Source organism: Okibacterium sp. HSC-33S16, from assembly GCF_024171565.1.
GTDB lineage: Bacteria > Actinomycetota > Actinomycetes > Actinomycetales > Microbacteriaceae > Mycetocola_A.
In genome coordinates this window covers 780,903-806,953 of record NZ_JALJZZ010000001.1, presented here as the reverse complement: position 1 = coordinate 806,953, position 26,051 = coordinate 780,903, and the positions used below count along the sequence as shown (strand labels likewise).

The 26,051-nt window shown below is 64.6% G+C and carries 23 protein-coding genes; 4 read left to right on the top strand and 19 right to left on the bottom strand.

Going from position 1 to position 26,051, the window contains the following annotated elements; genetic code table 11:
• From ybeY to hrcA, 6 genes are all read right to left on the bottom strand, one after another.
• Window positions 1-462: an rRNA maturation RNase YbeY gene (gene ybeY / locus L1277_RS03915; RefSeq protein ID WP_253375022.1), complete on the bottom strand. Its 462-nt coding sequence runs from the start codon at window positions 460-462 to the stop codon at window positions 1-3.
• Window positions 459-1,475, bottom strand: coding sequence for a PhoH family protein (locus tag L1277_RS03910; protein ID WP_253375281.1), 1,017 nt, complete (start codon window positions 1,473-1,475; stop codon window positions 459-461). Before L1277_RS03910 ends, ybeY begins: the two co-directional genes overlap by 4 nt.
• Window positions 1,476-1,596: 121 nt before the next feature.
• Window positions 1,597-1,947 carry a histidine triad nucleotide-binding protein gene (locus L1277_RS03905; RefSeq protein ID WP_253375021.1) on the bottom strand — a complete coding sequence of 117 codons (351 nt, stop codon included), beginning with the start codon at window positions 1,945-1,947 and terminating at the stop codon, window positions 1,597-1,599.
• A 47-nt stretch (window positions 1,948-1,994) separates the two neighbouring features.
• Window positions 1,995-2,738, bottom strand: a complete 744-nt coding sequence (locus tag L1277_RS03900; RefSeq protein WP_253375020.1) for a 16S rRNA (uracil(1498)-N(3))-methyltransferase — start codon at window positions 2,736-2,738, stop codon at window positions 1,995-1,997.
• Window positions 2,739-2,741: 3 nt separating this feature from the next.
• Window positions 2,742-3,839: a molecular chaperone DnaJ gene (dnaJ, locus tag L1277_RS03895; protein ID WP_253375019.1), complete on the bottom strand. Its 1,098-nt coding sequence runs from the start codon at window positions 3,837-3,839 to the stop codon at window positions 2,742-2,744.
• Between the two features lie 83 nt (window positions 3,840-3,922).
• Complete coding sequence (hrcA, locus tag L1277_RS03890; RefSeq protein WP_253375018.1) at window positions 3,923-4,945, bottom strand: heat-inducible transcriptional repressor HrcA; 1,023 nt, start codon at window positions 4,943-4,945, stop codon at window positions 3,923-3,925.
• Between the two features lie 232 nt (window positions 4,946-5,177).
• Here hrcA and L1277_RS03885 point away from each other — a divergent pair, with 232 nt between their 5' ends.
• The gene (locus tag L1277_RS03885; RefSeq protein WP_253375017.1) at window positions 5,178-5,816 is read left to right on the top strand and encodes a DUF4870 domain-containing protein; all 639 of its coding nucleotides are present in this window, start codon (window positions 5,178-5,180) and stop codon (window positions 5,814-5,816) included.
• 18 nt (window positions 5,817-5,834) lie between these two features.
• On the opposite strand, the gene hemW is transcribed toward L1277_RS03885, so the two are convergent.
• Genes hemW through lepA form a run of 3 tightly spaced genes read right to left on the bottom strand, consistent with a single transcriptional unit; the run spans window position 5,835 to window position 9,602 of the window.
• Entirely contained in the window at window positions 5,835-7,058 is a 1,224-nt protein-coding gene (gene hemW / locus L1277_RS03880; RefSeq protein WP_253375016.1) for a radical SAM family heme chaperone HemW, read from the bottom strand.
• Between the two features lie 33 nt (window positions 7,059-7,091).
• Window positions 7,092-7,745 (bottom strand): DUF1990 family protein, encoded by a 654-nt coding sequence (locus L1277_RS03875; protein ID WP_253375015.1) that lies wholly within the window; start codon window positions 7,743-7,745, stop codon window positions 7,092-7,094.
• Window positions 7,746-7,748: 3 nt separating this feature from the next.
• Window positions 7,749-9,602, bottom strand: coding sequence for a translation elongation factor 4 (gene lepA, locus L1277_RS03870; protein ID WP_253375014.1), 1,854 nt, complete (start codon window positions 9,600-9,602; stop codon window positions 7,749-7,751).
• 286 nt (window positions 9,603-9,888) lie between these two features.
• On the opposite strand from lepA, the gene rpsT reads away from it, so the two are divergent.
• Window positions 9,889-10,149 carry a 30S ribosomal protein S20 gene (rpsT, locus tag L1277_RS03865; RefSeq protein WP_253375013.1) on the top strand — a complete coding sequence of 87 codons (261 nt, stop codon included), beginning with the start codon at window positions 9,889-9,891 and terminating at the stop codon, window positions 10,147-10,149.
• Window positions 10,150-10,241: 92 nt separating this feature from the next.
• Here the strand turns inward: rpsT and holA are convergent, their stop codons facing one another.
• The 5 genes from holA to pabB form a co-directional block, all read right to left on the bottom strand.
• A complete protein-coding gene (holA, locus tag L1277_RS03860; protein ID WP_253375012.1) occupies window positions 10,242-11,282 on the bottom strand; it encodes a DNA polymerase III subunit delta in 1,041 nt (346 codons plus the stop codon).
• A 44-nt stretch (window positions 11,283-11,326) separates the two neighbouring features.
• Complete coding sequence (locus L1277_RS03855) at window positions 11,327-13,765, bottom strand: ComEC/Rec2 family competence protein (RefSeq protein ID WP_253375011.1); 2,439 nt, start codon at window positions 13,763-13,765, stop codon at window positions 11,327-11,329.
• The gene (locus tag L1277_RS03850) at window positions 13,762-14,334 is read right to left on the bottom strand and encodes a helix-hairpin-helix domain-containing protein (protein ID WP_253375010.1); all 573 of its coding nucleotides are present in this window, start codon (window positions 14,332-14,334) and stop codon (window positions 13,762-13,764) included. Before L1277_RS03850 ends, L1277_RS03855 begins: the two co-directional genes overlap by 4 nt.
• A gap of 214 nt (window positions 14,335-14,548) precedes the next feature.
• Entirely contained in the window at window positions 14,549-17,101 is a 2,553-nt protein-coding gene (gene leuS / locus L1277_RS03845; protein ID WP_253375009.1) for a leucine--tRNA ligase, read from the bottom strand.
• Between the two features lie 70 nt (window positions 17,102-17,171).
• Entirely contained in the window at window positions 17,172-18,554 is a 1,383-nt protein-coding gene (gene pabB, locus L1277_RS03840; RefSeq protein ID WP_253375008.1) for an aminodeoxychorismate synthase component I, read from the bottom strand.
• Window positions 18,555-18,614: 60 nt separating this feature from the next.
• On the opposite strand from pabB, the gene L1277_RS03835 reads away from it, so the two are divergent.
• Window positions 18,615-19,067, top strand: a complete 453-nt coding sequence (locus tag L1277_RS03835) for a nitroreductase/quinone reductase family protein (protein WP_253375007.1) — start codon at window positions 18,615-18,617, stop codon at window positions 19,065-19,067.
• Between the two features lie 6 nt (window positions 19,068-19,073).
• Here the strand turns inward: L1277_RS03835 and L1277_RS03830 are convergent, their stop codons facing one another.
• The 5 genes from L1277_RS03830 to L1277_RS03810 are packed head-to-tail and all read right to left on the bottom strand — an operon-like array spanning window position 19,074 to window position 25,551.
• On the bottom strand, window positions 19,074-19,694 hold the full coding sequence (locus L1277_RS03830) for a TetR/AcrR family transcriptional regulator (RefSeq protein WP_253375006.1): 621 nt from the start codon (window positions 19,692-19,694) through the stop codon (window positions 19,074-19,076).
• Between the two features lie 29 nt (window positions 19,695-19,723).
• On the bottom strand, window positions 19,724-21,430 hold the full coding sequence (gene cydC / locus L1277_RS03825) for a thiol reductant ABC exporter subunit CydC (RefSeq protein ID WP_253375005.1): 1,707 nt from the start codon (window positions 21,428-21,430) through the stop codon (window positions 19,724-19,726).
• Window positions 21,427-23,076, bottom strand: coding sequence for a thiol reductant ABC exporter subunit CydD (gene cydD, locus L1277_RS03820; RefSeq protein ID WP_253375004.1), 1,650 nt, complete (start codon window positions 23,074-23,076; stop codon window positions 21,427-21,429). The genes cydC and cydD overlap by 4 nt, the downstream gene beginning before the upstream one ends.
• 9 nt (window positions 23,077-23,085) lie before the next feature.
• Window positions 23,086-24,129, bottom strand: coding sequence for a cytochrome d ubiquinol oxidase subunit II (gene cydB, locus L1277_RS03815; protein ID WP_253375003.1), 1,044 nt, complete (start codon window positions 24,127-24,129; stop codon window positions 23,086-23,088).
• A 9-nt stretch (window positions 24,130-24,138) separates the two neighbouring features.
• A complete protein-coding gene (locus L1277_RS03810) occupies window positions 24,139-25,551 on the bottom strand; it encodes a cytochrome ubiquinol oxidase subunit I (protein ID WP_253375002.1) in 1,413 nt (470 codons plus the stop codon).
• Window positions 25,552-25,681: 130 nt separating this feature from the next.
• Here L1277_RS03810 and L1277_RS03805 point away from each other — a divergent pair, with 130 nt between their 5' ends.
• Complete coding sequence (locus L1277_RS03805) at window positions 25,682-26,050, top strand: BlaI/MecI/CopY family transcriptional regulator (protein ID WP_253375001.1); 369 nt, start codon at window positions 25,682-25,684, stop codon at window positions 26,048-26,050.
• The last annotated feature ends 1 nt before the right edge of the window (window position 26,051 follow it).

The window sequence follows — 26,051 nt, the reverse complement described above, 5'->3', positions numbered from 1 at the left end:
TTAGGAGCGGCGCTCCTCGACGCTGAAGCCAAGCAGAATATCGCGCTGGATGCCGAACATCTCGCGCTCCTCAGCTGGCTCGGCGTGGTCGAATCCGAGCAGGTGCAGGATCCCGTGGGTCGTCAGCAGCAGGAGTTCTTGAAGGGTTGAGTGCCCGGCAGTTTCGGCTTGGCCTTCGGCGACCTGGGGGCAGAGAACGATGTCACCGAGCAGTCCGGCCGGGGTCGGGGCTTCCTCGGTTCCCGGGCGGAGTTCGTCCATGGGAAAGCTCAGAACATCGGTCGGCCCGGGCTCGTCCATCCACTGCACGTGGAGCTGTTCCATCGCGGCCTCGTCGACGAGCACGATGTTCAGGTCGGCTTCGTTTGAGACGTGCATTGCACCGAGTGCGTAGTCGGCCAGCCGGAGGATGGCTGACTCATCAACATCAATCGCTGACTCGTTGTTGATCTCGATGCTCACGAACTTTTTCCTCTTCTCTGGGCGCGGTCGCGCGGCGCCGCTCCCCTGCGTTCTGCCCGGTTGGCGAACTCTTGTGCCTGATTGCGCTCGAAGCGCTCGGCCTGCTTCACCTGGTCGTACTCGCTGTACGCGTCGACGATGCGGGCTACGAGCGAGTGTCGTACGACATCATCGCTCGTCAGGCGAGCAAAGTGGATGTCATCGATTCCGTCGAGCACCCGGGTCACCAACCGAAGACCGGAAGCACCAACCGGAAGGTCAATCTGAGTGACGTCGCCGGTGACGATCATCTTGGAGCCGAAGCCGAGACGCGTGAGGAACATCTTCATTTGCTCGGGTGTGGTGTTTTGGGCCTCGTCAAGGACGATGAACGCGTTGTTCAGCGTCCGTCCTCTCATGTAGGCCAGTGGGGCGACCTCAACGGTTCCCGCTGCGAGCAGTTTGGGAACGAGCTCAGGATCCATCATCTCGTTGAGGGCGTCGTACAACGGGCGAAGATAGGGGTCGATCTTGTCTGTGAGGGTTCCGGGCAGGAAGCCCAGGCGTTCACCTGCCTCGACTGCCGGGCGCGTGAGGATGATGCGCTCGACCTCTTTCCGCTGGAGAGCCTGCACCGCCTTCGCCATGGCGAGGTAGGTCTTGCCCGTTCCTGCCGGGCCGATACCGAACACGATGGTGTTCTCATCCACCGCGTCAACGTATTCTTTCTGACCGAGTGTCTTGGGCCGAATGGTCTTTCCGCGCGACGTCAGAATGGCCTGCCCGAGGAGTTCGGATGGGCGCCCTGAGGCGTCGTCGAGGATGCGAGCGGATGAGCGAACTTCGATCGGGTCGAGGTCCTGCCCGTTCTTGACCAGTTCGATGAGCTCTTCGATGAGCACGCGAGCGGCCTGCACCTGTGTCGGTTCGCCGGACAGGGTGATCTGGTTTCCACGAACGTGCAGCGACACGTCGGGGTACTGGGTCTCGATGGTGCCGAGCAGCCGGTCTTGGGCGCCGAGCAGCCGTACCATTGCGACGCCGTCGACGTGCAGGTGCGCTTCAGCCGACTCGGCGGCCGGGGACACAGCGTGCCGGTCCTGGGCGGCCCGGTTCGGAGTGATCGGTTCGATCGGGGCGGATTGGTCTTCTGATTCAGGCAAGTGTTCCCTCTCCAAGGGTCCCCGCGAGGACGTGGGCGTGAACGTGAAAAACGGTTTGGCCGGCCGAAGGACCGGTGTTGAAAACGAGGCGGAAGTCGCCGCCGGCGCGCTCGGTCGCGAGTTGTTGCGCGAGGGCCACCATCTCGGCCATCAGCGCCGGGTTTCCGCTGGCGAGCTCGGTCACGTTCCGATAGTCCTCCGTTTTGGGGACGACCAGGAGGTGCACGGGCGCCTGAGGTGCGATGTCCTCGAAGGCGATGAGGGTGTCGGTCTCAGCAACAATGGTGGCAGGGATCTCGCGCGCAATGATGCGGCTGAAGATGGATCGCTCTGTGTCGGACATAGCTCTATCCTACGAACCGAGCAACGGTTCAGGACCGGCTTGACACGTCACCAGCGGCTCAGGGCAACGTTGAGCACGGCCAGTGCCGCCGGTCCAGCCGATGAGGTTCGAAGGACCGTGTTGCCCAGGCGCACGGCTCGTGCGCCTGCGGCTGTCAGCGTCTCGAGCTCTGCGGGACTGATGCCGCCCTCGGGACCCACCACGAGGAGGATATCGCTTGCGGGTTTTTCTCCGTTTGCCGGCGTCACGTCAGCGAGTCGATCCGTCGCTGTCGGTTCGAGCAGAAGCACCCGTGATGCGGCGGCGAGGGTCGCGAGTTGAGCGGTGGTCACCATCTCCTCAACAGGTGGAACAAACGACCGAATCGACTGCTTCGACGCCTCGCGCACGATGGTCTCCCACCGAGCGCGACCTTTCTCCTTCTTGGCACCTTCCCACCGCGACACGCTGCGCGATGCCGCCCACGGGATGATCCGGGAGACACCCAACTCGGTGGCCGCCTGGATGGCCATCTCATCGCGATCACCCTTGGCGAGGGCCTGGACGAGCACCAGTCCCGGCGTCTCGGGCTCGTCGGTACGGACAGCAGAGACGCGGATACCGACCCTGCCACCCTCGAGCGTCTCAATGACACCCCACGCGAAGAGTCCACGCCCATTACCCACGAGCAGGTCGTCGCCAATTTTGGCTCGGCTCACGGCGCTCACGTGTTTGGCCTCGGGCCCGGAGAGTTCGATGAGCTCCCCGGCCCGCGTGTCGGCAAGCGTCTCGTTCAGGTAAAGGTTGGCCACGGACTAACCCAGGAACTTATCGCGCAGCTTGGAGAACAGTCCCTGCTGGAAGTGTCCGAGCTGCGTGTCCTGCTGCTTGCGACCGGCGGCGAACGACTTGATCAGTTCCTTCTCGCGGTGGTCGAGCTTGGTCGGGGTCACCACCTGAATTCCGATGCGCAGGTCGCCACGGCCGTTGCCGCGAAGCTTTGTGATGCCCCGGCCCTTGATCGTGAGCACCTCCGAACTTTGCGTTCCTGGCTTGAGATCGAGGTCCACGTCACCGTCAAGAGCCTGGATGGTGGTGGAAACGCCGAGAATGGCATCCGTCATCTGAACGTCAAGGGTGCACAGCAGGTCATCACCGTTGCGGCTGAAGATCTCATGGTTGCGAACCTTGATCTCCAGGTACAGGTCACCGTGCGGTCCGCCGGCCTGACCAATCTCGCCGCTGCCCGGCATCTGCAGGCGGAGACCCGTGTCGACGCCGGCTGGGATGTCGACGGGAACCGTGCGACGCGCGCGAACCCGGCCCTGGCCCTGGCAGGTGACGCAGGGCGAGACGATGATCGTGCCATACCCGCGGCAGCTGCCACACGGGCTCGACGTCATAACGTTGCCCAGCAGCGAACGGACGGCGCGCTGGATCTGGCCCGAGCCATGACAGATGTCACAGGTGATCGGTGAGGTCCCGGGCTGACTGCACGAGCCCTGGCAGGTTTCGCAGAGGACAGCGGTGTCGACCTCGAGGTCGCGGTGGGTCCCGAAGATGACCTCGTCGAGGTCGACCTCGACGCGCAGCAGGGCATCCTGTCCGCGTTCGCGGCGAGACTTGGGCCCCCGCTGGGTCTGACCGCCACCGAAGAAGGTATCGAAGATGTCGCCGAAGCCGCCGAAACCGGCGCCTCCCATACCGCCCGAACCGCCCATGTCGTACTGTTGGCGCTGCTTGGCGTCGCTGAGCACGTCGTAGGCGTGGGTGACTTCCTTGAACCGTTCGGAGGCGTCAGCACCCGGATTCACATCGGGGTGCAGTTCGCGTGCGAGTCGGCGGTACGCCTTCTTGATCTCATCGGTTGTCGCCTCGCGGGACACTCCGAGTACTTCGTAGTGGTCAGCCACTCGTGGCCTTTCGTCGTGGGGAAGCTGATGTGCTCGACAAGCTTCCGGGGTAGTTCACTGCGCCGAGCCGCGCAGAAGTGTGGTTAGTTCTCGCCAATCTGGCGCGAGAGATAGCGTGCGACAGCACGCACAGCCGCAAGGTTGTTTGAATAATCCATTCTCGTTGGTCCGAGGACCCCAAGCCTGGCAAGTTCGCCAGCAGAGGAACGATAGTTGCTCGTGATGATGGAGGTCTCCCCCAGCCCGAATGACGCGTTCTCCCGACCGATGCTTGCCGAGACCCCGTGTGAGTCAGTCGCCATCTCGCTGAACAGTCGGAGGAGGACGACCTGCTGTTCGAGAGCCTCGAGCACCGGGTAGATACTGCCGGAGAAGTCATCTTCGGTGCGGGCGAGGTTTGCGGCTCCGGCCATGATGAGCTTGTCGTGGCGGTACTCCCCGAACTGGTCCGACAGTGCAGCGACAATGCGGTTGAGCAATTCGACGTCGTCGGCAGGCGCGCCGTCGACAAGCGAACCGAGTGCGTTGGACGCGTCCTCGACCCCGAGTCCGACCAGGGCGGTGTTGACTCTGGCCTTCACCGATTCCAGTCGTTCCTGCGCGATCGGACCGCGCACCTCGACGACGCGCTGTTCCACGCGTCCGGTATCGGTAATAAGGACGGTGAGAAGGCGGTGGTCGCTCAATCCCACGATCTCCACGTGCCGCACGGTGGCGCGGGCGAAGGACGGGTATTGCACAATGGCGACCTGGTTGGTGATCTGCGACAGCAGCCGAACCGTGCGAACGAGAACGTCGTCAAGGTCAACGGACTGGCCCAGGAACGTTTCGATGGCCTCTTTCTGCGCGGGAGAAAGCGGCCGCCGATCTACCAGCTGGTCGACGAAGAGCCGGTAGCCCTTATCGGTTGGGATCCTGCCGGACGAGGTGTGCGGAGCGCTGATGAGCTCTTCCTCTTCCAGCTGCGCCATGTCGTTGCGGATCGTCGCGGCACTCACGCCAAACGAGTGGCGGTCGACGATACCCTTCGAACCGACGGGCTCGCGGCTGGCAACGTAGTCCTGCACGATGACGCGAAGGACTTCGAGACTTCGTTCGGAGACCATGTCCGCTCTCCCTCCGCTTTCGATCCGCCGGCACGCGGGGCCGGCCGGATTAGCACTCATAACTCCTGAGTGCCAATTCTAGCGCGGCGAACTGGCTCGTCGTAATTGCGTACGGCGTTGCCGGCATCAGCCAAACCGCAGTACCGTGGGGTCACCACCGGGCGCACCGCCTGCGCGGAGACGATCCTCGGCGCGACGAACCCTGCGCGCCCTCTGATTGAAAGGCCAGGCCATGACCGACCCTCACACGCCCTCGCAGCCCGACCCCACGTCTGGGCAGGGAGGCGATGGAGCTCAGGTACCACCGCCGTCACCGGGCGGACCCGTGCCGCCCCAGCAGCCGTATGGCGGCCCTGTTCCGCCGCAGCAGCCCTACGGCGCCCCGCAGCAACCGCAGTACGGCGCGCCGCAGCAACCGCAGTACGGCGCTCCGCAGCAGCCGTACGGCGCACCCCAGTACGGTGGACCACAGCAGCCATACGCTGGCCAGCCCGGCGCACCCCTGACCCAGGCTGATGACAAGCTGTGGGCGTCCCTGTCGCACTTCGGCGGCGCGCTCGGTGCGTTCCTCGGCGCTGGCACGGCGGGCTGGATCGCTCCACTGGTGATCTACCTCGTGTTCAAGGACCGCGGGCCGTTCACCCGCCAGGAGGCCAAGGAAGCACTGAACTTCCAGCTGACCGTCACCATTTTTGTCGTCGGTCTCTACATTGTCGGTACGATTTTGGCGTTCATCCTGATCGGCCTGCTGCTCTACCCGCTCGCCTGGATCGTCGGAGTGCTGGGAATCATCTTCGGCATCATCGGCGGCGTCAAGGTGAACAGCGGCCAGGCCTACCGCTACTTCTTTGCCTTCCGGATGGTGAAGTAACCACCACCCGGTTTGTCGTCAGGCGGTCAGCCGTCGGACAACCACATCGGCCAGGAGCCGCCCCCGCAGGGTCAACTCGATTGTCCCCGCGAGGGCGGCTTTGGCATTTACCAGGTCATCAGCGATGAGTCCGGCCACGGCCACACGACCTTCACTCGACAGCGATGGGATGGCGATGCCGTCCCTGATGCGGGTGTTCAGCAGGATCCGTTCCAGCTCGCGTGCCTCACGACCGAGCGTTTCCCTGCCCACCGCAGGCGAAACACCTTCTGCCATTCGAGCGGCGTATGCAGCGGGGTGCTTTACATTCCACCAGCGCACCCCACCGACGTGACTGTGTGCACCGGGTCCAATACCCCACCAGTCCTGGCTCCGCCAATAGGCCAGGTTATGGCGCGACCGCGAGTTAATCGAGGTCGACCAGTTGCTGACCTCGTACCACGAGAATCCGGCCGTCGCCAGCCGGGCGTCGATGAGCTCGTACATCTCTGCCTGCAGGTCTTCGTCGGGAAGAGCCACGATGCCGGACCGAATCTGTCGCGCCAGTTTCGTGCCTTGCTCAACGATGAGCGAGTACGCGGAGATGTGGTCCGGCTGGGTGGCAAGCGCCGCGTCGACCGACGTGCTCCAATCAGAGAGCGTCTCACCGGGGGTGCCGTAGATGAGGTCAACGCTCACCTGCAGCCCGGCGTCTTTGGCCCACTGGACGACGAGCGGCACTCGCTCCGGGTCGTGGGTGCGTTCCAGCGTGGCAAGCACGTGGGGCACCGCCGACTGCATGCCGAAGGACACGCGTGTGAACCCAGCGTCGGCCAACTGCCGAAGGTACGCTGCGTCGACCGAATCGGGGTTCGCTTCGGTTGTGATTTCGGCACCGGGGACGATGCCGTGGTGCGTCCGCACCGCGTCGAGCATCCGGATGAGGTCAGCAGCGGGAAGAAGCGTGGGAGTTCCGCCGCCAAAGAAGATGGTGTCGACCTGCCGGTGCGGCAGCCCGGTCTCGGCAAGCGCTCGCGCCGCGAAAGCCACCTCTGCGGCTGCTTCGTCTGCGTAGTCGGATTGCTTCGCACCCCGCAGCTCCGTGGCCGTGTAGGTGTTGAAATCGCAGTATCCGCAGCGCACACGGCAAAACGGAACATGAAGGTAAAAAGCGAGCGTGCGCGAATCGACGTCGTTGAGCACAGATCCCGGCAACACGCCATCTGGCGGTGCCGGGTCACCGAGCGGAAGCGGACCGGCCATCAGCGGGGTCCGTGGTGCGAGGTAATGCTCACTCTAGGAAGCCGAGCCCGTCCACAGCGGGGAGAGGGCGCGCAGGTACTCCGTGGTCAGCCGCTTGCGGCGAAGCGTCATCAGCGGTGGAAACAGCCGGTAATGCGGGGCGAGGGCGCGCATGAACGATCGCGCTTCGAACCAGACCGAGTCATCTTCGCGCCGCGTAATGCGGAATGAGTCCTCGCCGCTCACGCGCTTGCCTCCGACGGTACCGTAGGCGAAGGCAACAACGTCCGGCTCCTCGATCAGGTAGACAACCCTGATCTGTTCCTCAATGGTGAACATTCCGATGCGACCGTGCAGCCGCGCCGTTGTCCCTGACGCAACATAGGGAGTGCCGTCGGCGGCGAACCGCTGCTCGCTCGACAGGTGAATCGGCTCGAGCGGCGATCCATCTTCCGCATACCGGATTCCGCCGTAGCGGTCACCGCCACCGGACTGAATGTCCTCCACGCGAAGCCCTGCCCCGCGCTGCACCGCCCAGCTCAGCAGAGAAGTGGATGCGCTCTCGAACCGCTCAGCACCGCTGCCCAACCGGATCGACGCCTCGTAAGGAACGAAACCTTCGGGCGGGTACTGCATGAGGTCATGCGCCTGTGTGGCACCGACGGCAGCGTAGTCGACGGGCTGATCTTCGAAGTTGCTGCGACGCATGGGCTACTTCTTGTCTTTCGCGACCTCGGTGTCACCGCTCAGCGCAGCAATGAACGCCTCCTGCGGAACCTCAACGCGGCCGACCATCTTCATGCGCTTCTTTCCTTCTTTCTGCTTCTCGAGCAGTTTGCGCTTACGACTGATGTCACCGCCGTAACACTTCGCGAGCACGTCCTTGCGCATGGCACGCACCGACTCCCTCGCAATGATACGAGCGCCGATAGCTGCCTGGATAGGAACTTCGAACTGCTGGCGCGGGATCAATTTCTTGAGGCGCTCGGTCATCAGAAGCCCGTATGCGTAGGCCTTATCCCGGTGCACGATGGCGCTGAACGCATCGACCTGCTCGCCCTGAAGCAGAATGTCGACCTTCACCAGGTCAGCGGTCTGCGAACCGGACGGCTCGTAATCGAGCGAAGCGTAACCCTGCGTGCGGCTCTTGAGGTGGTCGAAGAAGTCGAAGACGATCTCACCAAGGGGCATCGTGTAGCGAAGCTCCACCCGATCCTCACCGAAGTACTCCATGCCGAGGAGCGCTCCGCGGCGGCCCTGGCACAACTCCATAATGGCGCCGACGTAGTCTTTCGGCGCCAGGATGCCGACCTTGACCATGGGCTCCTCGACGGAGGAGATTTTGCCGCTCGGGAACTCACTGGGGTTCGTGACCGTGACGGTCTTCTTGTCGTCGGTGGTCACTTCGTAGGTCACGCTCGGCGCCGTGGCGATGAGGTCGAGATTGAACTCGCGCTCCAGCCGCTCGGTCACGATCTCAAGGTGAAGCAGCCCGAGGAACCCGCAACGGAACCCGAACCCGAGGGCGACAGAGGTTTCCGGTTCATAGTTCAACGACGCATCCGACAATTTGAGCTTGTCGAGGGCGTCACGCAGAACCGGGTAGTCGCTGCCGTCGATCGGGTAGAGCCCGGAGAACACCATCGGCTTAGGGTCGGTGTATCCCGGAAGCGCCTCGGTGGACGGCTTCGCCGCGGTCGTGACCGTGTCGCCCACCTTTGACTGGCGCACGTCCTTCACACCGGTAATGAGGTATCCGACCTCGCCAACCCCGAGCCCCTTCGTGGGTACCGGCTCAGGAGAGCTGACGCCGATCTCGAGAAGCTCGTGCACCGCGCGCGTCGACATCATCTGGATTCGCTCGCGCGGGCTCAACTGGCCGTCGATCATGCGCACGTAGGTGATGACGCCGCGGTAGGTGTCGTACACCGAGTCGAAAATCATGGCGCGCGCCGGAGCGTGAGGGTCGCCGACCGGGTTCGGGATCCGCTCGACCACTCGGTCCAGCAGCGCCTCGACGCCCATTCCGGTCTTTCCGGACACCTTCAGCACGTCTTCCGGCGATCCACCGATAAGGTTCGCGATTTCCTTCGCGTACTTGTCCGGATCAGCGGCCGGGAGGTCGATCTTGTTGAGAACCGGAATGATCTCCAGATCGTTCTCCATCGCCAGGTACAGGTTGGCGAGCGTCTGCGCTTCGATCCCCTGTGCGGCGTCGACGAGCAGAATCGCTCCTTCACACGCGGCGAGTGAGCGCGAAACTTCATAGGTGAAGTCGACGTGGCCCGGCGTATCGATCATGTTGAGGGCGTAGGTCTGACCGTCGACGTCCCACGGCATCCGTACGGCCTGGCTCTTGATAGTGATTCCGCGCTCACGCTCAATGTCCATCCGGTCGAGGTATTGCGCCCTCATGTCACGGTCAGCGACCGCTCCGGTGACAGACAGCATCCGGTCTGCCAGCGTCGACTTACCGTGGTCGATGTGCGCAATGATGCAGAAGTTGCGAATGAACGACGGGTCGGTCGCGGCGGGCTCGAGTGCCTTGACAGCTTTGGGGCTCACGCGTTCCTCAGGATTCAAAAGAGTGGGACGGACTAACTCCCCATTGTCCCATGGCCGCGGCGCTGGTCGATCCGCAATCACAGTCATCGATGGCATCGATTTTCGTCCCAGAACGGATGCCACGGGGCGGCTGCCACACACGCCGCCGCAAATTTCTCCTAATCGACGACGGCTGATAGAGTGACTTGTTGACTTGCGTGTGGATGACTCCGCACGATTTTCGTCGGAATGCGCCCTCTCTCGCTGACCGGCACTTCCATTCAGAACAAACGAAAGCGTATTAAACGTGGCAAATATTAAGTCGCAGATCAAGCGAATCGGCACCAACAAGAAGGCAACCGAGCGCAACAAGGCGGTCAAGAGCGAGCTCCGCACCGTCGTGCGCCAGGCCCGTGCAGCGATCGTCGCCGGCGACAAGGCCGTGGCAGAAGCGACCGTGAAGAACGCGTCGAAGAAGCTCGACAAGGCCGTCAGCAAGGGCGTCATCCACAAGAACCAGGCTGCGAACCGCAAGTCGGCCCTCGCCAAGAAGGCTGCTGCGCTCTAAGCGTCCGACTCCGGTCGATTAAAAAGGCTCCGCTTCGGCGGGGCCTTTTTCGTTGCAGCGAGGCGTCGGTCGCAGTGAGACGCCAGTCGCGGTCAGCGCGGCAGTCGACCGCGCCCAGCCACCGTGTACACCATGCGTTCGAGGGCATAGACCGGGTCGCGGCCCTCACCCTTCACACTGGCATCGGTGTCGGCGAGAACCTGGATGCACCGGCCGAGGCCCTGGTCGGTCCAGCCGGACAGGTCGCGGCGCGCGCGGTCTACCTGCCAGGGTGCAAGCCCGAACTGTCGGGCCAGGTCTGCAGACGAACCACGACCGCCCTGTACCTTGGCCATGGTGCGGAGTTTGCTGGCGAAGGCCGCAACGAGCGGCACGGGGTCGGCACCTGACGCGAGGGCGTGCCTCAGTCCGACCAGAGCCTCGGCGTAGCGTCCGGCGATCGCGGCGTCGGCCACCGCGAAAGCGTTGGTTTCAACCCGGCCACCGTAGTACCGGTTCACCACGGCCTCGGTCACCTCGGAACTGCTGTCGGCGATGAGCTGCGCACACGCACCGGCCAGCTCGGCCAGGTCGTCAGCAAATGCCGAGACGATTGCGCGCAAGGCGGCGGGGCGAATCGGTTTGCCTGCTGCTTTGAACTCCGCGGCAGCAAAGTCGAACTTGTCGCTCTCTTTCTTCAGCTCCGCACAGACGATCTCGATGGCATGTGCTTTGCTCGCCCGCACAGCGTCGAGGAGCTTCTTTCCACGGACCCCTCCCCCGTGACGCAGCACAACGTAGGCACCGTCGGCCGGCGACTCGAGGTACGACAGCGAGTCGAGGAGAAAGGCATCTGAACTCTTCTCCACGTTGCTGACGCGAATCAGTCGCGGTTCGCCAAACAACGACGGGCTTGCGAGGGTAAGCAGCTCACCCGGTGCATAGCTATCGGCCTGAATATCGTTGACTTCAAGGCTCGGGTCTTCCGCCTTGAGGAAATCACGCAGCAGTCTGATGGCGCGATCAGCGAGGAAACCTTGCGGCCCGGAGACCAGAACGACCGGTGCCGGGCGAACCTCGTTCCAACCCAATTGGGGAATAGCGACTTTCGTCGCCGTTCGAGCGGATGCCCCGCCTCGTGCAGCTGCCACCATTCACCGTCCTTCACCTTCCAGCTTACCGGCGGCGCCCGACAGGATCATGGGCAGCCGGCCCCTCGCCGCTCGGTCCAGACGCTGAGCCCGGTCGTCGCCGGGCCGACCACGATCATGCCGCAACGGTCGGTGCGAATGGCGGTCGTCCCTGCCCTGCGCAGGACACCGAGAATCGACGGGGCAGGGTGCCCGTAATCGTTGTCGGCCCCGACCGAGATGAGGCCGGCCCGTGCGCGGATCCGCTCATACAGTCGTGCACTCTGGTCGGCCGACCCGTGGTGCGCCACCTTGACGAGGTCAACCGTTCCTCGCAGCACGCGGGTAGCCAGCATTGCCTCCTGCGCTTGCTCGGACAGGTCGCCGAGAAAGAGTGAGCGGATCCCGTTGCCGTCGACGAGAAGCACAACGCTGCCGTCATTGCCGGTCGGCGGGTTGCGAGTATGACCTGGCGGCCAGAGCACCTGCCAGTCGAGGCTGCCCAGGGCACCGCTCTGCCCCGCACGTGCGCCCGAGACGTTCGCTCCGTGTGTGTCGAGGCCCCGCAGCATCCGTTCGTCACCGTCATTATCGGGCACGCCGCTGAGAACCCGATCGACGCGCCCGATCACAGCTGCAACGCCACCAACGTGGTCGAGGTCGAAGTGGGTGAGGACGAGAAGGTCGAGGCGCACAACGCCGAGAGAGTCAAGGCAGGTGGTCAGGAGTGCGGGATCGGGGCCGGTGTCGATGAGGGCGATTGCGTCGCCGCTGCGGATCAGTACGGCGTCACCCTGCCCGACATCGCAGGCGGCGTAGCTCCAGTCGGGTGGCAGTGCGAGTCGCGGTCCGATCCGGTCCGCCACGGCCGCGCCCGCGTAGAGCCCGCCGGTGAGTACGAGAAGCGCAGACAGGGCCAGCGCCAGCCGTCGACGACCCCGCGCTCGAGCAAACGGGAGTGCCAGCGCCGCGGCAGTGATTCCGGCGAGCAAGAATGCGCCGGTTCCCCCCTCAAGCCACGGCAGCCGTGCGGCGGGAAGCGACGCCGATGTGCCTGCGATCCCGGCGATCCACGACGCGGGCAGCCAGCCAAGCCAGAGGGCAAGTCCCGAGAGCGGAGGGAACGCTGCCGACAGGCACGCCAGCAGGCCAAGCAGCGTTGCGGCGGGAGCAGCCGGGGCGGCCAGAAGATTCGCCGGAATGCCGTAGAGCGGAATCGATGCGTCGAGCAGGATGAGCACAGGCTGGCAGGCGAGCTGTGCAGCCAGCGGCAGAGCGATAGCGGCGGCCAGCGGGCGCGGCATCCACCCGGCCAGAAGTCGGGTCAGCGGCCGCGTGAGGACGAGCAGCCCGGCTGTGGCGAGCACGGACAATACGAACCCATAACTGCGCGACATCCACGGATCGCCGATGAGCAGAACGAGGACGACAAGGCTGAGCAGGGGTACTCCGGCCGCCGGCCGTCCACCCGCGAGTGTGAGCAGCACGGCGACCGCCATGAGCGCCGCGCGGACGACGCTGGGCTCGGGTGTCACCAGGATGACGAATGCGCCGAGCCCGGCGAGTGCGCCGCTGATCCGGAGCCAGCGCGGGGCGCCTACTGCGGCCAGCAGGAGCACGATGACCGCGACGATGACGGCGCAATTGGCCCCGGAAACCGCGGTGAGGTGGCTGAGGGAACTGGCTTTCATCGCCGCGTCGAGGCTCTCGGACACCGCGCTGGTGTCGCCAACGGCGAGCCCAGGAAGCAACTCACCTCCTCGACCGGGCAACTCTTTCGCCTTCTCCACCAGCGTGGAGCGCATGCCCGGTGCCCAGGCCAGCCACGCCGGCGGTTCGGTGACCGTCGTCACGTCCGTGGCGAAGATCAGCGCCGCAGCCTGCTCCCCCGGTTCGGTCGCCTTCGCCTTCCCGGTGAGAGAGACCACTTGTCCGATCGCGGTGAGTCCGTTGGGTCCAACCCTGGCGAAGACTACAACGGGCACAGACACCGCTGCCGTCGACCGCCCCACAGTCAGCATGGTCGCTGTGCCGCGGATGCGTTGCTCTTCGGACTGGACCACGCCGTCGGTCGAACGGTCCCACGGTGCCGACGACGTGCGCACCTGGAGCTCGGTCTTGTCGGTGACCGTCACGACCACGGTCACCGATCGCCCAGTGTCGAACGCGGACTCGAGGAGGGGCGGCGACCGTGACGCGTCGCGAATGCTGATGACCGATGCCACGAGGGCCATACCGAGGAACGTCACGGCGAGGATCCCCTGCCAGGACACGAGGTGCTCTGTGAGCGGGCTCCCCCGGAGGCTGCGCTCCTGTACGTGTCTCGCGCGGGAGCGTCCGCGCAGCTCATGGTGTCCCGCGGCAGCGGCGAAAGCGAGAGAGAGGGCCAGGACACCCAGCCCCGCCCACCACGCGTGCTCCGGCGCACCAACGAGGAGTGCGGATGAGACCCACACCCCCGCGGCGGGCACGGCGAGACGGTGCCGGCGACTCGAAGCACCCGTCATACCGTCACCAACTCCTTGAGTGCGTCGAACGTCTTCTGGCCGATTCCCGTCACATTCATCAGCTCGTCAACCACGGTGAACGGCCCGTTCGCGTCGCGCCAGGCGATGATCCGTGAAGCCATTTCCGGCCCCACGCGTGGCAACTCCTCGAGCTGGTCACTCGTCGCTGTGTTGATGTTCACGGTGCCGGAATCCCGCGCTGACGCCCCACCGGATGATGAGCCGTTCCCCGGTGGGGCCGCTCCCATCTCCGGGACCAGGATCTGTTCGCCGTCGACCACAAAGCGGGCCAGGTTCACGCCGCGCTGGTCAGCGGTCATTGTGAAGCCGCCCGCCGCCGCAACGGCGTCGAGCACCCGGTCACCGTCTCGAAGCGAGTAAACGCCGGGCGCAGCAACCGCGCCGAGGATGTGGACGTACACCGTCTGCCCCGAGCTCCCGCGGCCCGACTCGGTACCGGACGTCGGGGTTCCTGACGGCGATCCGTCGAGAGTGGTGGTGGCACCGGCTGACCCGAGGAGTGACACCACTACGGCGACGGTGAGCCCGGTGATGAGCAGGACAACCATGGCGCCGATGCCCAGCCTTACCCTCGGCGATCGGCGCGTCTGGGGTGCGGTCCGTGATCGCACAGAAGCCCGGTGCGCGGGGCGCGCGTGCGACTGCGGAGCCATACGACAAGCCAAGTCGTTTTCTGCGGACCCGACGCGGCGTAAGCCGGCCTGTGGCGGAACGAAAAGACCCGCCTCCCTGTGCAGGAAGGCGGGTCCTGACGGGCCTGGGTTACTTGCGGGTGGCGATACTCACCACGCGCGGAGCGCGAACGACCACGTTGACAATCTCCCGACCGTCGATCGCACGGATGACCGCGGCCGAGGCTCGCGCTTGCTTCTCGAGCTCATCGGTATCGATTTTCGGCGAGACGTCGAGCCGGTCGCGGACCTTGCCGTCGACCTGAACGACGCAGGTAACGCTTTCCTCGACGAGGAGGGTCGGGTCGGCTTTGCGCCACAGCACCTGAGCGACGGTGGGTTCGTAACCGAGCTTCTCCCACATGTCTTCGGCCGTGTATGGCGCAAACAGGTTGAGGGCGACGGCCGTGACTTCGGCGGCTTCGCGCACCGCGGCATCCGCCGGTCCTGCTCCACTGTCGATGACCTTGCGGGTCGCGTTCACGAGTTCCATGAGCCGGGCGATGACGACGTTGAATTTGAACGATTCGACGAGGCCGGGAGCATCGGCGAGGAACCGGTGCGTCACACGGCGCAGCGCAGGGTCGCCCGTCTTCCAGACGACGGTGGGAGCGCTTGTGACATCTTGTGCCACTCGCCATGCCCGCGCCAGGAACTTCGCGGAACCGGCTGGCGAGACATCGGCCCAGTCGATGTCGTCCTCGGGCGGGCTCGCGAAAGCCAGGGTGACCCGGAGGGCGTCAGCGCCGTAGAGCGACAGCTCGCTCGCGAACTCGACGAGATTACCCCGGCTCTTCGACATCTTCGCGCCGTCCATGAGAACCATGCCTTGGTTGAGCAGCGAGGTGAACGGCTCGGTGAAGGTGAGGTAGTCGAGGTCGTAGAGCACCTTGGTCATGAACCGCGAGTACAGCAGGTGCAGGATGGCGTGCTCGACACCACCGACGTACTGGTCAATCGGCGCCCACTTTTCGGCCTCGGCCGGGTCGAAGGCGACCGTGTCGGATGTGGCGTTGAGGTAGCGCAGGTAGTACCAGGAGCTGTCGACGAACGTGTCCATCGTGTCCGAGTCGCGGAGAGCGGGGCCATCGCAATTCGGGCAGGCGACGTTGATCCAGTCGTCGGCGGCACCGAGCGGGCTCGTGCCCTTCGGCTGCAGGTCAAGCCCTTCGGCCGACGGAAGCTCGATCGGCAACTGGTCTTCGGGGACCGGAACCTCGCCGCACTTCTCGCAGTGGATGATCGGGATCGGTGTGCCCCAGTAGCGCTGGCGGGAGATCAGCCAGTCGCGGAGCCGGTAGTTCTTGGCTGAGCGACCAAAACCTGAGGCGTTGAGCGCCTCGGTCACCTTGGCGATGGCGGAGTTCTTCGACAGTCCGTTGAATGGACCCGAGTTGATGAGGCGTCCGGGACCCACGAGGGCTTCACCGGTGACCGTGGGGTCTGTCTGGGGCAGGTCGTCGGGAAACTCACCGTCGATGAGCACGGGGATGGCACCGGTGACCGGCTGGTTGGTGTCGACGACAACGCGCACCGGGAGGTCGAAGGCGCGAGCGAAGTCGAGGTCGCGCTGGTCGTGCGCTGGCACCGCCATGATGGCGCCGTGCCCGTAGTCGGCAAGCACATAATCGGAGGCCCAGATCGGGATGCGCTCTCCGTTGATCGGGTTGACGGCGTATCGCTCGAGGAACACGCCGGTCTTGTCGCGCTCGGTGCTCAGGCGGTCAATGTCGCTCTCGCCTTTGACCCGCTCGAGGTACTCGGCGAAGGCGGTCTGGGTTTCCTCCGACGCGCCGGCGACCAGTTCGGACGCGAGCTCGCTGTCAACGGCAACGACCATGAAGGTCACGCCGTAGAGGGTGTCTGGGCGTGTCGTGTACACGGGAACAACACCGTCGCGACCCTCGATGGTGAAGTCGACGTCGGCACCGGTTGACCGGCCCACCCAGTTGCGCTGCATGCTCAGCACCTTGGTGGGCCATGCACCTTCGAGTTGCTTGAGGTCGTCGACGAGACGGTCAGCGTAGTCGGTGATGCGGAAGTACCACTGGTTGAGTTTCTTCTTGGTGACAAGGTTGCCACAGCGCTCGCACCGGCCGTCGACGACCTGCTCGTTGGCGAGCACGGTCTGGTCGAACGGGCACCAGTTGACGGCACTGTCCTTGCGGTAGGCCAGGCCCTTCTTATACAGCTGCAGGAACAGCCACTGGGTCCACCGGTAGTACTCGGGGTCGGAGGTGTGCAGCTCGCGGTCCCAGTCGAAGGACGGCGCGTAGGTGCGGAAGCTCTTCTTCTGTTGGGCGATGTTCTCGTAGGTCCATTCGCGAGGGTCGACGCCGCGCTTGATGGCAGCGTTCTCGGCGGGCAGGCCAAACGAGTCCCAACCGATCGGGTGGAGCACGTTGAACCCCTGCTGGCGCCAGTAGCGAGCGACGATGTCGCCGAAACCGAACGCCTCAGCGTGGCCCATGTGAAGGTCGCCTGACGGGTACGGGAACATGTCGAGCACATACTTGCGTGGCCGGCGGTCGGTGGAGTCGGTTGTGGCGAAAGGCTTCAGTTCGTCCCAGACCGGCAGCCACTTTTCCTGGATCGCGGCAAAGTCGTATTTGTGGCCGGCCTGATTCAGTTCGTCGTGTGACACGGGGCTCTCATTCATAAGCGGAAAGGAACCGTACGGGGAGCAGGGGCAGGCTCAATCACGGTCCAAAGAACTAGCCTACTTCCTGTTCGCGGATGCCGAGCGCATCGAGTAATGCGGCGGCCTTGAGCCGCGTTTCCTCGATTTCTTCGTCGACAACGGAGAGCGCGGTGATGCCGCCGCCGGTGCCGATTGCGGCGCCGGCCGGATCGATCAGGATGCTGCGAATCACCATGGCGAGGTCGACGCTGCCGTCGAGTCCGACATAGCCGAAGGCCCCGGAGTACACCCCTCGCGGGCCAGCTTCGAGGCCGTCGAGGATCGCCATGGCCGACATTTTCGGGGCACCCGTCATCGATCCGGCCGGGAACGCAGCTGCGACCGCGTCCACCGCTGACAGACCCGGCGCAAGCCGGGCTGTGACGGTACTGACGAGCTGGTGCACCTGGGCGTAGCTCTCCACGGCGAGCAGTTCGGTCACGCGCACACTGCCGAGGGCCGCCACGCGGCCGAGGTCGTTGCGCATGAGATCGACGATCATCAGGTTTTCTGCACGTTCTTTCTCGCTGGCCAACAGGCTGTGCCGCTCGATGGCATCCGTTTCGATATCGCTTCCGCGTGGCCGTGTGCCTTTGATCGGGCGGGTGGTGATGGTGCCGTCCGGGGCGATTCGGAGGAATTGTTCGGGCGATGAGCTGACCAGCGCGATGTCACCGAATCGGAGCAGGCCCCCGTGATGGCTGGGGCTGGTGTGGCGGAGCCGCCGGTAGATCGCGACAGGGTCGAAGCTTCCGTCGACGAGAACTTCATTGGTGAGGCAGAGCTGGTAAGCGTTGCCGGCTCGGATCTGCTCCTGCGCCCGGGTGATCAGGGAACCGTATGCCGATCGGCTGTGCCGCCATCGCGCAGGGGCGAGAGCGGCCGGGTGCGGCTCAGGGATCGCGGCGTCGAGCGGCTGGCCGAGCGGGGAGAGCCAGCCCCACTCGTCGGCAGTGTCGGCGGTGTCGCCGGTGACGATCGCCGTCACGGTGCGTTGAGCGTGGTCGAACACGAGCAGGCGCCGGGGTTGGAGGAAGGCCGCGTCGGGGTAACGCGAGGTGTGGTGGCGGGTGCCGGTCTCTGACGCACCGGCCTCGTACCCTAACCAGCCCACCCAGCCGGGCGCGAAGTCGCCGCTCACCGGTGCCGGGCCACCGTCGGCGAGCAGCAGCGACAGGGCGTCGAAGATCGAACCTGCTGTGGTGTGGGAGCCCAGTGCGCTTGAGGTGGTCACGGTGCCGTCGGCAACCGAAGCGGTCACGACTGTCGATCCATCGCCGAGGTAGCTGTACCCGGTCGAGGCGGTGGGGCCACTATCGAGCCAGAACGCGTTCGCCGAGGTGGCGAACAGGGTCACAAACGCGGTCTCCGGGTCGACCCACGTGCCGAGGAGCCGCGACGTGGTTCGGGGATGCACGACTCCTACCCTAAAGGCACCGGGTTTCGCTTGTGGTCCGGGCGACATACACTGCCGAACATGGGGGTACCAGCAGCAGTGACAGATTTCGGCATGCGCGCAATGAACGGCGTCCACCGGCTCGTGCTCGCCGTCACGGGTGGGCGCATCGGCCGCACCCTCGGCCGCATGCAGGTGGTCGAGTTACACACGGTCGGGCGGACAACCGGAAAGCCGCGGTCAACGCTCCTCACCGCCCCGATCGTCACAAGCGACCGTCTTGTCCTCGTCGCGTCGAAGGGCGGTAACGACACCGACCCCCAGTGGTACCGAAACCTGAACGCCGCGCCCGACGTCGAAATCACCATCGACGACGTTCGGCGTCGATTTCACGCCCGCACGGCTACGTCGGAGGAGAAACGCGAACTCTGGCCGGAGATCGTGCGCGCCTACCGCGGCTATGCCCGGTACCAGAGCAAGACCGACCGAGACATTCCGGTCGTGATCTGCGAGCCGTCGCCCGGGGCAGCCTGAGCGCTCTTAGCGCCCGACGGCGATCCGACGAATCAGGGCGGAAGCGTGGGACAGGGTGTCCTCGGCTGAGCGTGCCGGAGATTCGGCGAACAGTTTTTGCAACGTGTACCGCAAGACCGTGAAAGCGAGAGCCACGACCATGGCCGCCTCGTCAGGCAGGTCCTCATCGGTTCGACCCTCGGCGCTGAACCGCTCCAGCACGAGTGCGATGAGTTCACCCTCCTGGGCGCTCATCCACTCCATCTGGCGCCCGAGGAGTTCAGGCGTCGTCGTGATCACCAAAAATCTGGCCCGCAGGAGTTCTGCATCTGCTGACTCGTCCAGAAGAGCGGATGCCATAATCCTCACGAGGTCATGAACGATGTCATCGCCGGGTGTCCTGACGAAGCGCTCGCCATCAAGGTCGTCGAGCGACGGGGCAGGGCCGAGGATGACGCCTTCCTTCGACCCGAAGTAGTTGAAGAAAGTTCTCTGCGACACCATGCTCTCGTCGCAGACCATTTCGACCGTGACATTGTCGTAGCCGTGTTCGCGCACAAGACGGACCGCGGTCTGTTCGATGACCGCTCGGGTGGCTGCCCGCTTCCGGGCACGCAGCCCGCCCGTTTGTGCGTCGTTGTCAGTCATGGTGTTCCATTTCTACCGCACCTCGGCGTTCAGAGCGCTGCCGAGTTTTCGAGTACTCCATCGCTGATGCGAATACGACGGTCGACCAGCGCGTCAGCGATATCGGCATGCGAGATCACCAGGACGGTGCGGCCATCCTCGCTCGTCGCGTCCAGCAGGTCGGCCATGAGCCGCCCGGCGAGGTCGGTCTCGACGTTGGCAGTGGGCTCATCCAGCACGATGACCGGGAAATCCCGCAGCAGTGCCCTGGCCAGGGCGATGCGCTGGGCTTGCCCGCCCGAGACGAGGGCGCCCCGCTCCCCCACCCGTGCGTCGAGGCCGCCGCGTTCTCTCACCCATTCCCCGAGGCCGACCCGGTCGAGGACGGCGGTGAGCTCAACGTCTGTCGCTGTGTCGCGCGCGAACAGCAGGTTCTGTCGGATGCTTTCATCGAACAGGTACGGCACCTGTTCGCAGAGCCCAACGACGCGGCGCACCTGGTCGAGAGGAAGATCGCGAACGTTCTGCCCGGCCAACAGGTACTCGCCATCGAACTCGAGGAACCGCACCAGAATGTGGGCGAGGGTCGTTTTGCCCGCTCCGCTCATTCCCTCAATGAGAATCCGCTCGCCAGCGTCGACGCGGAGGTTCTCGATGATGAGCGACGGCTCACTCGCCCCCGGCCATGTCGCCGCCACCTGGGAAAGCTGAAGAACCGGCGCCGCGGTGACCGGCAGGATCGCCGCCGTCCCGCCACCGATGGGAAGTTCGCGCGGAACGTCGGCGGGTGCAACGCGGGCGATCCGCTCCGCACTCGAGCGCACCTGACGCCAGGCGCTTGCCGCGAGCGGGACGCTGGCCACGATCTCGAAGACGGCGAGCGGAATCAGGACGATCACGGCGAGACCGGGGCCGGTGAGGTGGCCGTCTCCGGTTCCGAGCGCGGGAATGCCCGCGACCAGCGACCAGGCGACCGCCAGCCCGGAGAACAGCGACAGGGCGCCAGCCGCGATTCCGACGCCGGCAGAGCGAGCCGTCAGCGCGCGGGTGAGGGCAATGTCCGCTGCTTCGACCCGGCGTCTTCCGGCCTTCTCGGCGCCGTAGGCGATCAGGACATCGAGATTGCTCAGGTAGTCAAGGACGGCATCGAGGAGCGCGGCCCGGCGCGGTGCTATCGCCCGTTCCGCTGACGCGGCCAGCCGGGCGGCGATAACCGTTCCACCAAGGAAGGCTGCGACGAGGGCAATGGCAAGACCGACAGCAGCGGTCGGTGACAGGAGCGCGACCACCCAGACGGCGATGGCGGCCACACCGAGGGACGTCATGAGAGGCTGCACCACACGCAACGGAAGGTTCTGGAGTTCGTCAACGTCGGAGACCAGGGACGAGAGCAACGAACCGCGACGTGACCGTCCGAGACCGTCCGGGGCAAGCGGGATGAGCCGGCGGAGCAGATCGACCCTCACCGATTCCAACTGCCGGAATGCGGCGTCGTGGCTGGCCAGTCGCTCCAGGTACCGGAAGAAAGCACGCCCGAGGGCAAACGCGCGCACGCCGACGACGGCCATGGACAGGTAGAGAATCGGCGGTTGTTCCGCGGCACGGGTGATGAGGTAGGCGCTTGTTGCGAGCAGGGCAACGGTGCAGAGAGCGGCGAAAATGCCGAAGAGCACGCCGAGTGCTCCACCCGGCGTGACGGGCAGTGCGGTGCGGAGGATCGAACGTACGTCGCGACGGACACTCTGGTCGGCGCTCATGCGGCCACCACCGTTCGAGATGAGAGCGAGACGAGGGCGTCGGCCCGGTTGATGACGGCCTGCCGGTGGCTTACGACGATGACAGCGACTCCGGATTCGGCAACGATTCTCAGTCCGTCGAGAAGGCGGGCCTCGGTGCCGTGGTCAAGAGCTGACGTCGGTTCATCAAGCAGCAGAACGGCCGAGCGGCGGTCAAGGGTTCGGTAGATCGCGCGAGCGAGAGCGACGCGTTGCGCCTGGCCTCCCGAAAGTCCTGCACCGGCGACGCCGACCGCGAGGTCGGGATCGATCTCGGGCGCTGCCGCGAGGTCGAGGGCACGACGAACGAGGCCGTGGTCGACAGCGTCCGAGCCGAGCGCGACGTTTTCTGACACCGTCCCGACGCTGAGAGACGGGCGCTGCCCGGTCCAGGCAAGCCAGCCTCGCTCGTCGGCCGAACACGGGACGGGGCGGTTCGCGAATCGCACGGAACCGGAGAACGGGGCGAATCCGAGGATCGCCGCAAGCAGGCTCGACTTACCGGTCCCGCTGGGCCCGGCGATGACGGTGAGTTCATGCGGACGGAATTCGGCGGTGACGGGCGCCGCAACGGCTCCTGCTCCGTAGTCCACCGTGACGTGGTCAACCGAGAGCACACCGGCCGATACACCCCGCGCGTCGGTCGCTGTCTGACTCTCGACGGCGGGAAGTGACCGCGCGTCGTCGAGGATGGTGAAAGCGTCCTCGGCAGCGGCGACGCCCTCGGCTGCCGCGTGGAAGTTGGCGCCGACCTGACGCAGGGGCAGGAATGCCTCCGGCGCGAGCAGCAGGACGAAGAGTCCCACGGTCAGGCCGAGCGAACCGTCAACCAGTCGCAGTCCGATCGACACGGCGACGAGTGCAACTGACAGGCTTGCGGCCAGTTCGAGCGCGAAGCTGGAGAGAAAGGACACACGCAGAACGCGCATCGTTTCGATGCGATAGAAGGTGGTGATTGATCGCATCCGCTTAACCTGTCGGGATTCACGCCCAAAAATTTTGAGGGTTGCGAGGCCACCGAGTGTGTCGACAAAGCCGGACGAGAGGTCGCCGAGCACCGTCCACTGACGTCGCTGGACGGCTTGCGTGGCCCAGCCGATGAGGATCATGAAGATCGGGATGAGTGGAAGGGTGACAAGGATGAAGACGGCGGAGAGCCAGTCAGACAGCAACACGACGAGCACGACGATCGGTGTGACGATAACCGTGAGAATCAGCTGCGGGAGGTACTTGGAGAAGTAGTCGTCGAGAGCGTCCATGCCTCGTCCGAGCAACGTCGCAACACGGGCACTGTTCTTCTCGGCGAGGAACGCTGGGCCCAGGCGGCGCACAGCATCCAGGACGCCCAGCCTGAGCTCGCTCTTGACCCTGGCCGCGCCGCGAGCGGCGACGAGGTCTTGAGCGTAGACGAGCAGAGCCCGCAGCAGCGCGACGGCGGCCAGCATGCCGATGAACGGGAGCAAGTCGCCGAGGCTCTGCCCCTCGATCGCTCCGGTGATGCACTTCGTGATCAGCCACGCGAAGGCGAGGATACTCGCGGTGGTGGCGACTCCCAGGACGGCGCCGGTGGCCAGGAACCACCGGGCGCTGACCGCGTAACGCAGGAGTCGGGGGTCGAGGGGTCTCACGTTCACAGGTTAGTGCGCCGCTTCGACAGTCGCCTCGGAGCCCGAGTCAGCGGCGCCCTGGCTCTCGATGTGCGAGCGGGTGACGCGCTTGCGGAAGATCCAGTACGTCCACGCCTGGTAGGCGAGGATGAGCGGCAGGGCGACCAGGGCCGTCCAACTCATCACCTGCAGGGTGTACGGACTCGACGAAGCGTTCTCGATCGTCAAACTGTGAGTCGGGTCGTTGCTCGCGGGCATGACGGCCGGGAACAGCGCGGCGAAGAGCGTGAGCACCGCAAGTCCGATCGTGATGGCCATGAGGGTGAACGCGGCGCCTTCCTTGCGGCGCAGGTTCGCCATCACCGAGGCGATGAGGGTCACGGCCGCGCCGACCGCGAGGGCGAATGCGGGAAGGGTGCCGTAGGCCAGAACGGTCCAGGCCAGGAAGACGGCCGCAACGACGACCGTGATGAGTCCGGCACGGAAAGCCACCGTACGTGCCCGGGCGTGGATCTCGCCGTCGGTCTTCAGCACGAGGAACAGGGCGCCGTGCGTGAAGAACAGCAGCAGCGTGGTCAGGCCGCCGAGCAGGGCGAACGGGTTCAGCAACTCAAAAAACGTGCCGGTGTAGTCGTGTGCTGCGTTGAGCGGGACACCCCGAACGATGTTCGCGAATGTGACACCCCAGAGCAAAGCTGGAACGGCAGAACCAACAACGATCATCCGGTCGAAGCGCTGCTTCCACTGGCGTTCGGAGCGCTGGTGCCGGTACTCAAACGACACTCCACGCAGAATGAGAGCAACGAGTATGAGCAGGAGCGGCAGGTAGAAGCCGCTGAACAGGGTGGCGTACCACTCGGGGAACGCCGCGAAGAGCGACGCTCCGGCGACAATCAGCCAGGTCTCGTTGAGGTCCCAGACCGGGCCGATCGTGTTGATGACCACTCGGCGGTCGGTGTCGTCCTTGGAGACGAACGGCATGGCCATACCGACGCCGAAGTCGAAGCCGTCGAGAACGAAGTATCCGATGAACAGGAAGGCAATGATGCCGAACCAGAGAACTGTGAGATCCATGGTGTCCTCCTAGTAGACGGTGGTGTGGACGAGAGGCTTGCCGGTTTCCTCGTCGGGTTCGCTGAGCTCCGCCGGGCCGGTCTGGGCCGCCTTCTTGATGAGGCGAAACTCGACGACAGCGAGTGAGCCGTACAGCACAGTGAAGACGACGAGCGAGATCAGCACTTCGATGCCCGTCACGCCGGGTGAGACCCCATCGGCGGTTTCAAGCAAACCGAAGACCAGCCACGGCTGACGCCCCATTTCGGTGAACACCCAGCCGACGATCATCGCGCCGAGCGAGAGCGGGAACGACCATATTGCGGCCTTCCACACCCACGTGTTGGTGGGCAGCTTGCCCTTGCGGGTGAGCCACAGGCCAACGACAGCGACGAGGATGTGAACGAGCCCCATGCCGATCATCCAGCGGAATGACCAGTAGGTGACCCAGATGATCGGCGCGTAGTCTCCGGGGCCGTAGAGCGTCTGGTACTGCTCCTGGAGGTTGTTGATTCCCTCGACCGTTCCGTTGAACGTGTGTGTCGACAAGAAAGACAGGAGATACGGAATCCGGATCGAGAAGAGTTCGTGCACTCCGTCTGGCGTGCCGAGGGTAAAGATCGAGAATGACGCGTCCGCACCGGTGGACGTTTCGTACATGGCTTCAGCAGCAGCCATCTTCATGGGCTGAGTCGCCACCATCGCAAGGCTCAGCTGGTCGCCGGCGATCGTCGTGAGGCCACCGGAAACGAGCATGGCCCACAGACCGAACTTCAACGCAGGTCGCATCGTGTCGAGGTGCTGGTTCCGTGACAAATGCCAGGCGGCCACCGTGATGATGAGTCCGGCCGAGACCATGAAGCAGGCGAAAATCGTGTGGGGGAAGGCCGCGAGTGCAACGGGGTTGGTGAGCAGTTCCCAAATACTGGTGAGCTCCGCCCTGCCCTTCTCCTCGTTGATGGTGAATGCCACAGGATTTTGCATGAACGCGTTCGCCGCGATGATGAAATATGCCGAGAGGATGCTTGCGGTTGCGACGATCCAGATGGTCGCGAGGTGGAGCTTCGCTGGCAGCTTGTCCCAACCGAAGATCCACAGCCCGATGAAGGTTGCCTCCAGAAAGAAGGCGAGCAGGCCCTCGAACGCCAGTGGGGCGCCAAACACGTCACCGACGAACCGCGAGTAATCAGACCAGTTCATTCCGAACTGGAACTCCTGCACGATCCCGGTGACGACACCCATTGCGAAGTTAATGAGGAAAATCTTGCCGAAGAAGTGAACGAGCTGCAGGTAGTGCGCCTTACCTGTTTTCACCCACGCCGTCTGGAAGATCGCAACGGTGAGCGCCATGCCAATCGTGAGAGGCACGAACAGGAAGTGGTAAATCGTCGTGAGTCCGAACTGCCAACGAGAAAGCAGCAGCGGGTCGAGCAGGTCGTTCACATTCCCTCCACAAAGTTTTCTACGCCGCGTAGAAAACGTTTCGCTTCGAGCCTAGACCAACTTCTACACGATGTAGAACTAATTTCTACCAAGCGTAGAACTTTCGTGGAACTGGCCGTATCCTTAACGCATGGCAACACTGGGTGAGCTCGAACGATCGGTCATGGATGCGCTTTGGAGCACAGAGGGTACCCTCAGTGCAAATGAGCTTCGTGACCGCCTGGATTCGAGTCGTGGATCGAAAGAGGTTGCCGTCACCACGGTGCTGACCGTGCTCTCCCGGCTCGAGAACAAGGGCTTCGTCGAGCGCGACCGCTCAAGCCGACCTCACCTTTACCGCTCGGTCACCACGCGCGCCGAACACACGGCCGACCTCATGCACGAGGTACTGGGAACCGCGCCCGACCGTGAAGCTGCACTTGCGCGCTTCATCGGCCAGGTCAGCCCGGAAGAGGCGGAAACCCTGCGCACCTTGCTGAGCGGCGCACACAACTCGTAAC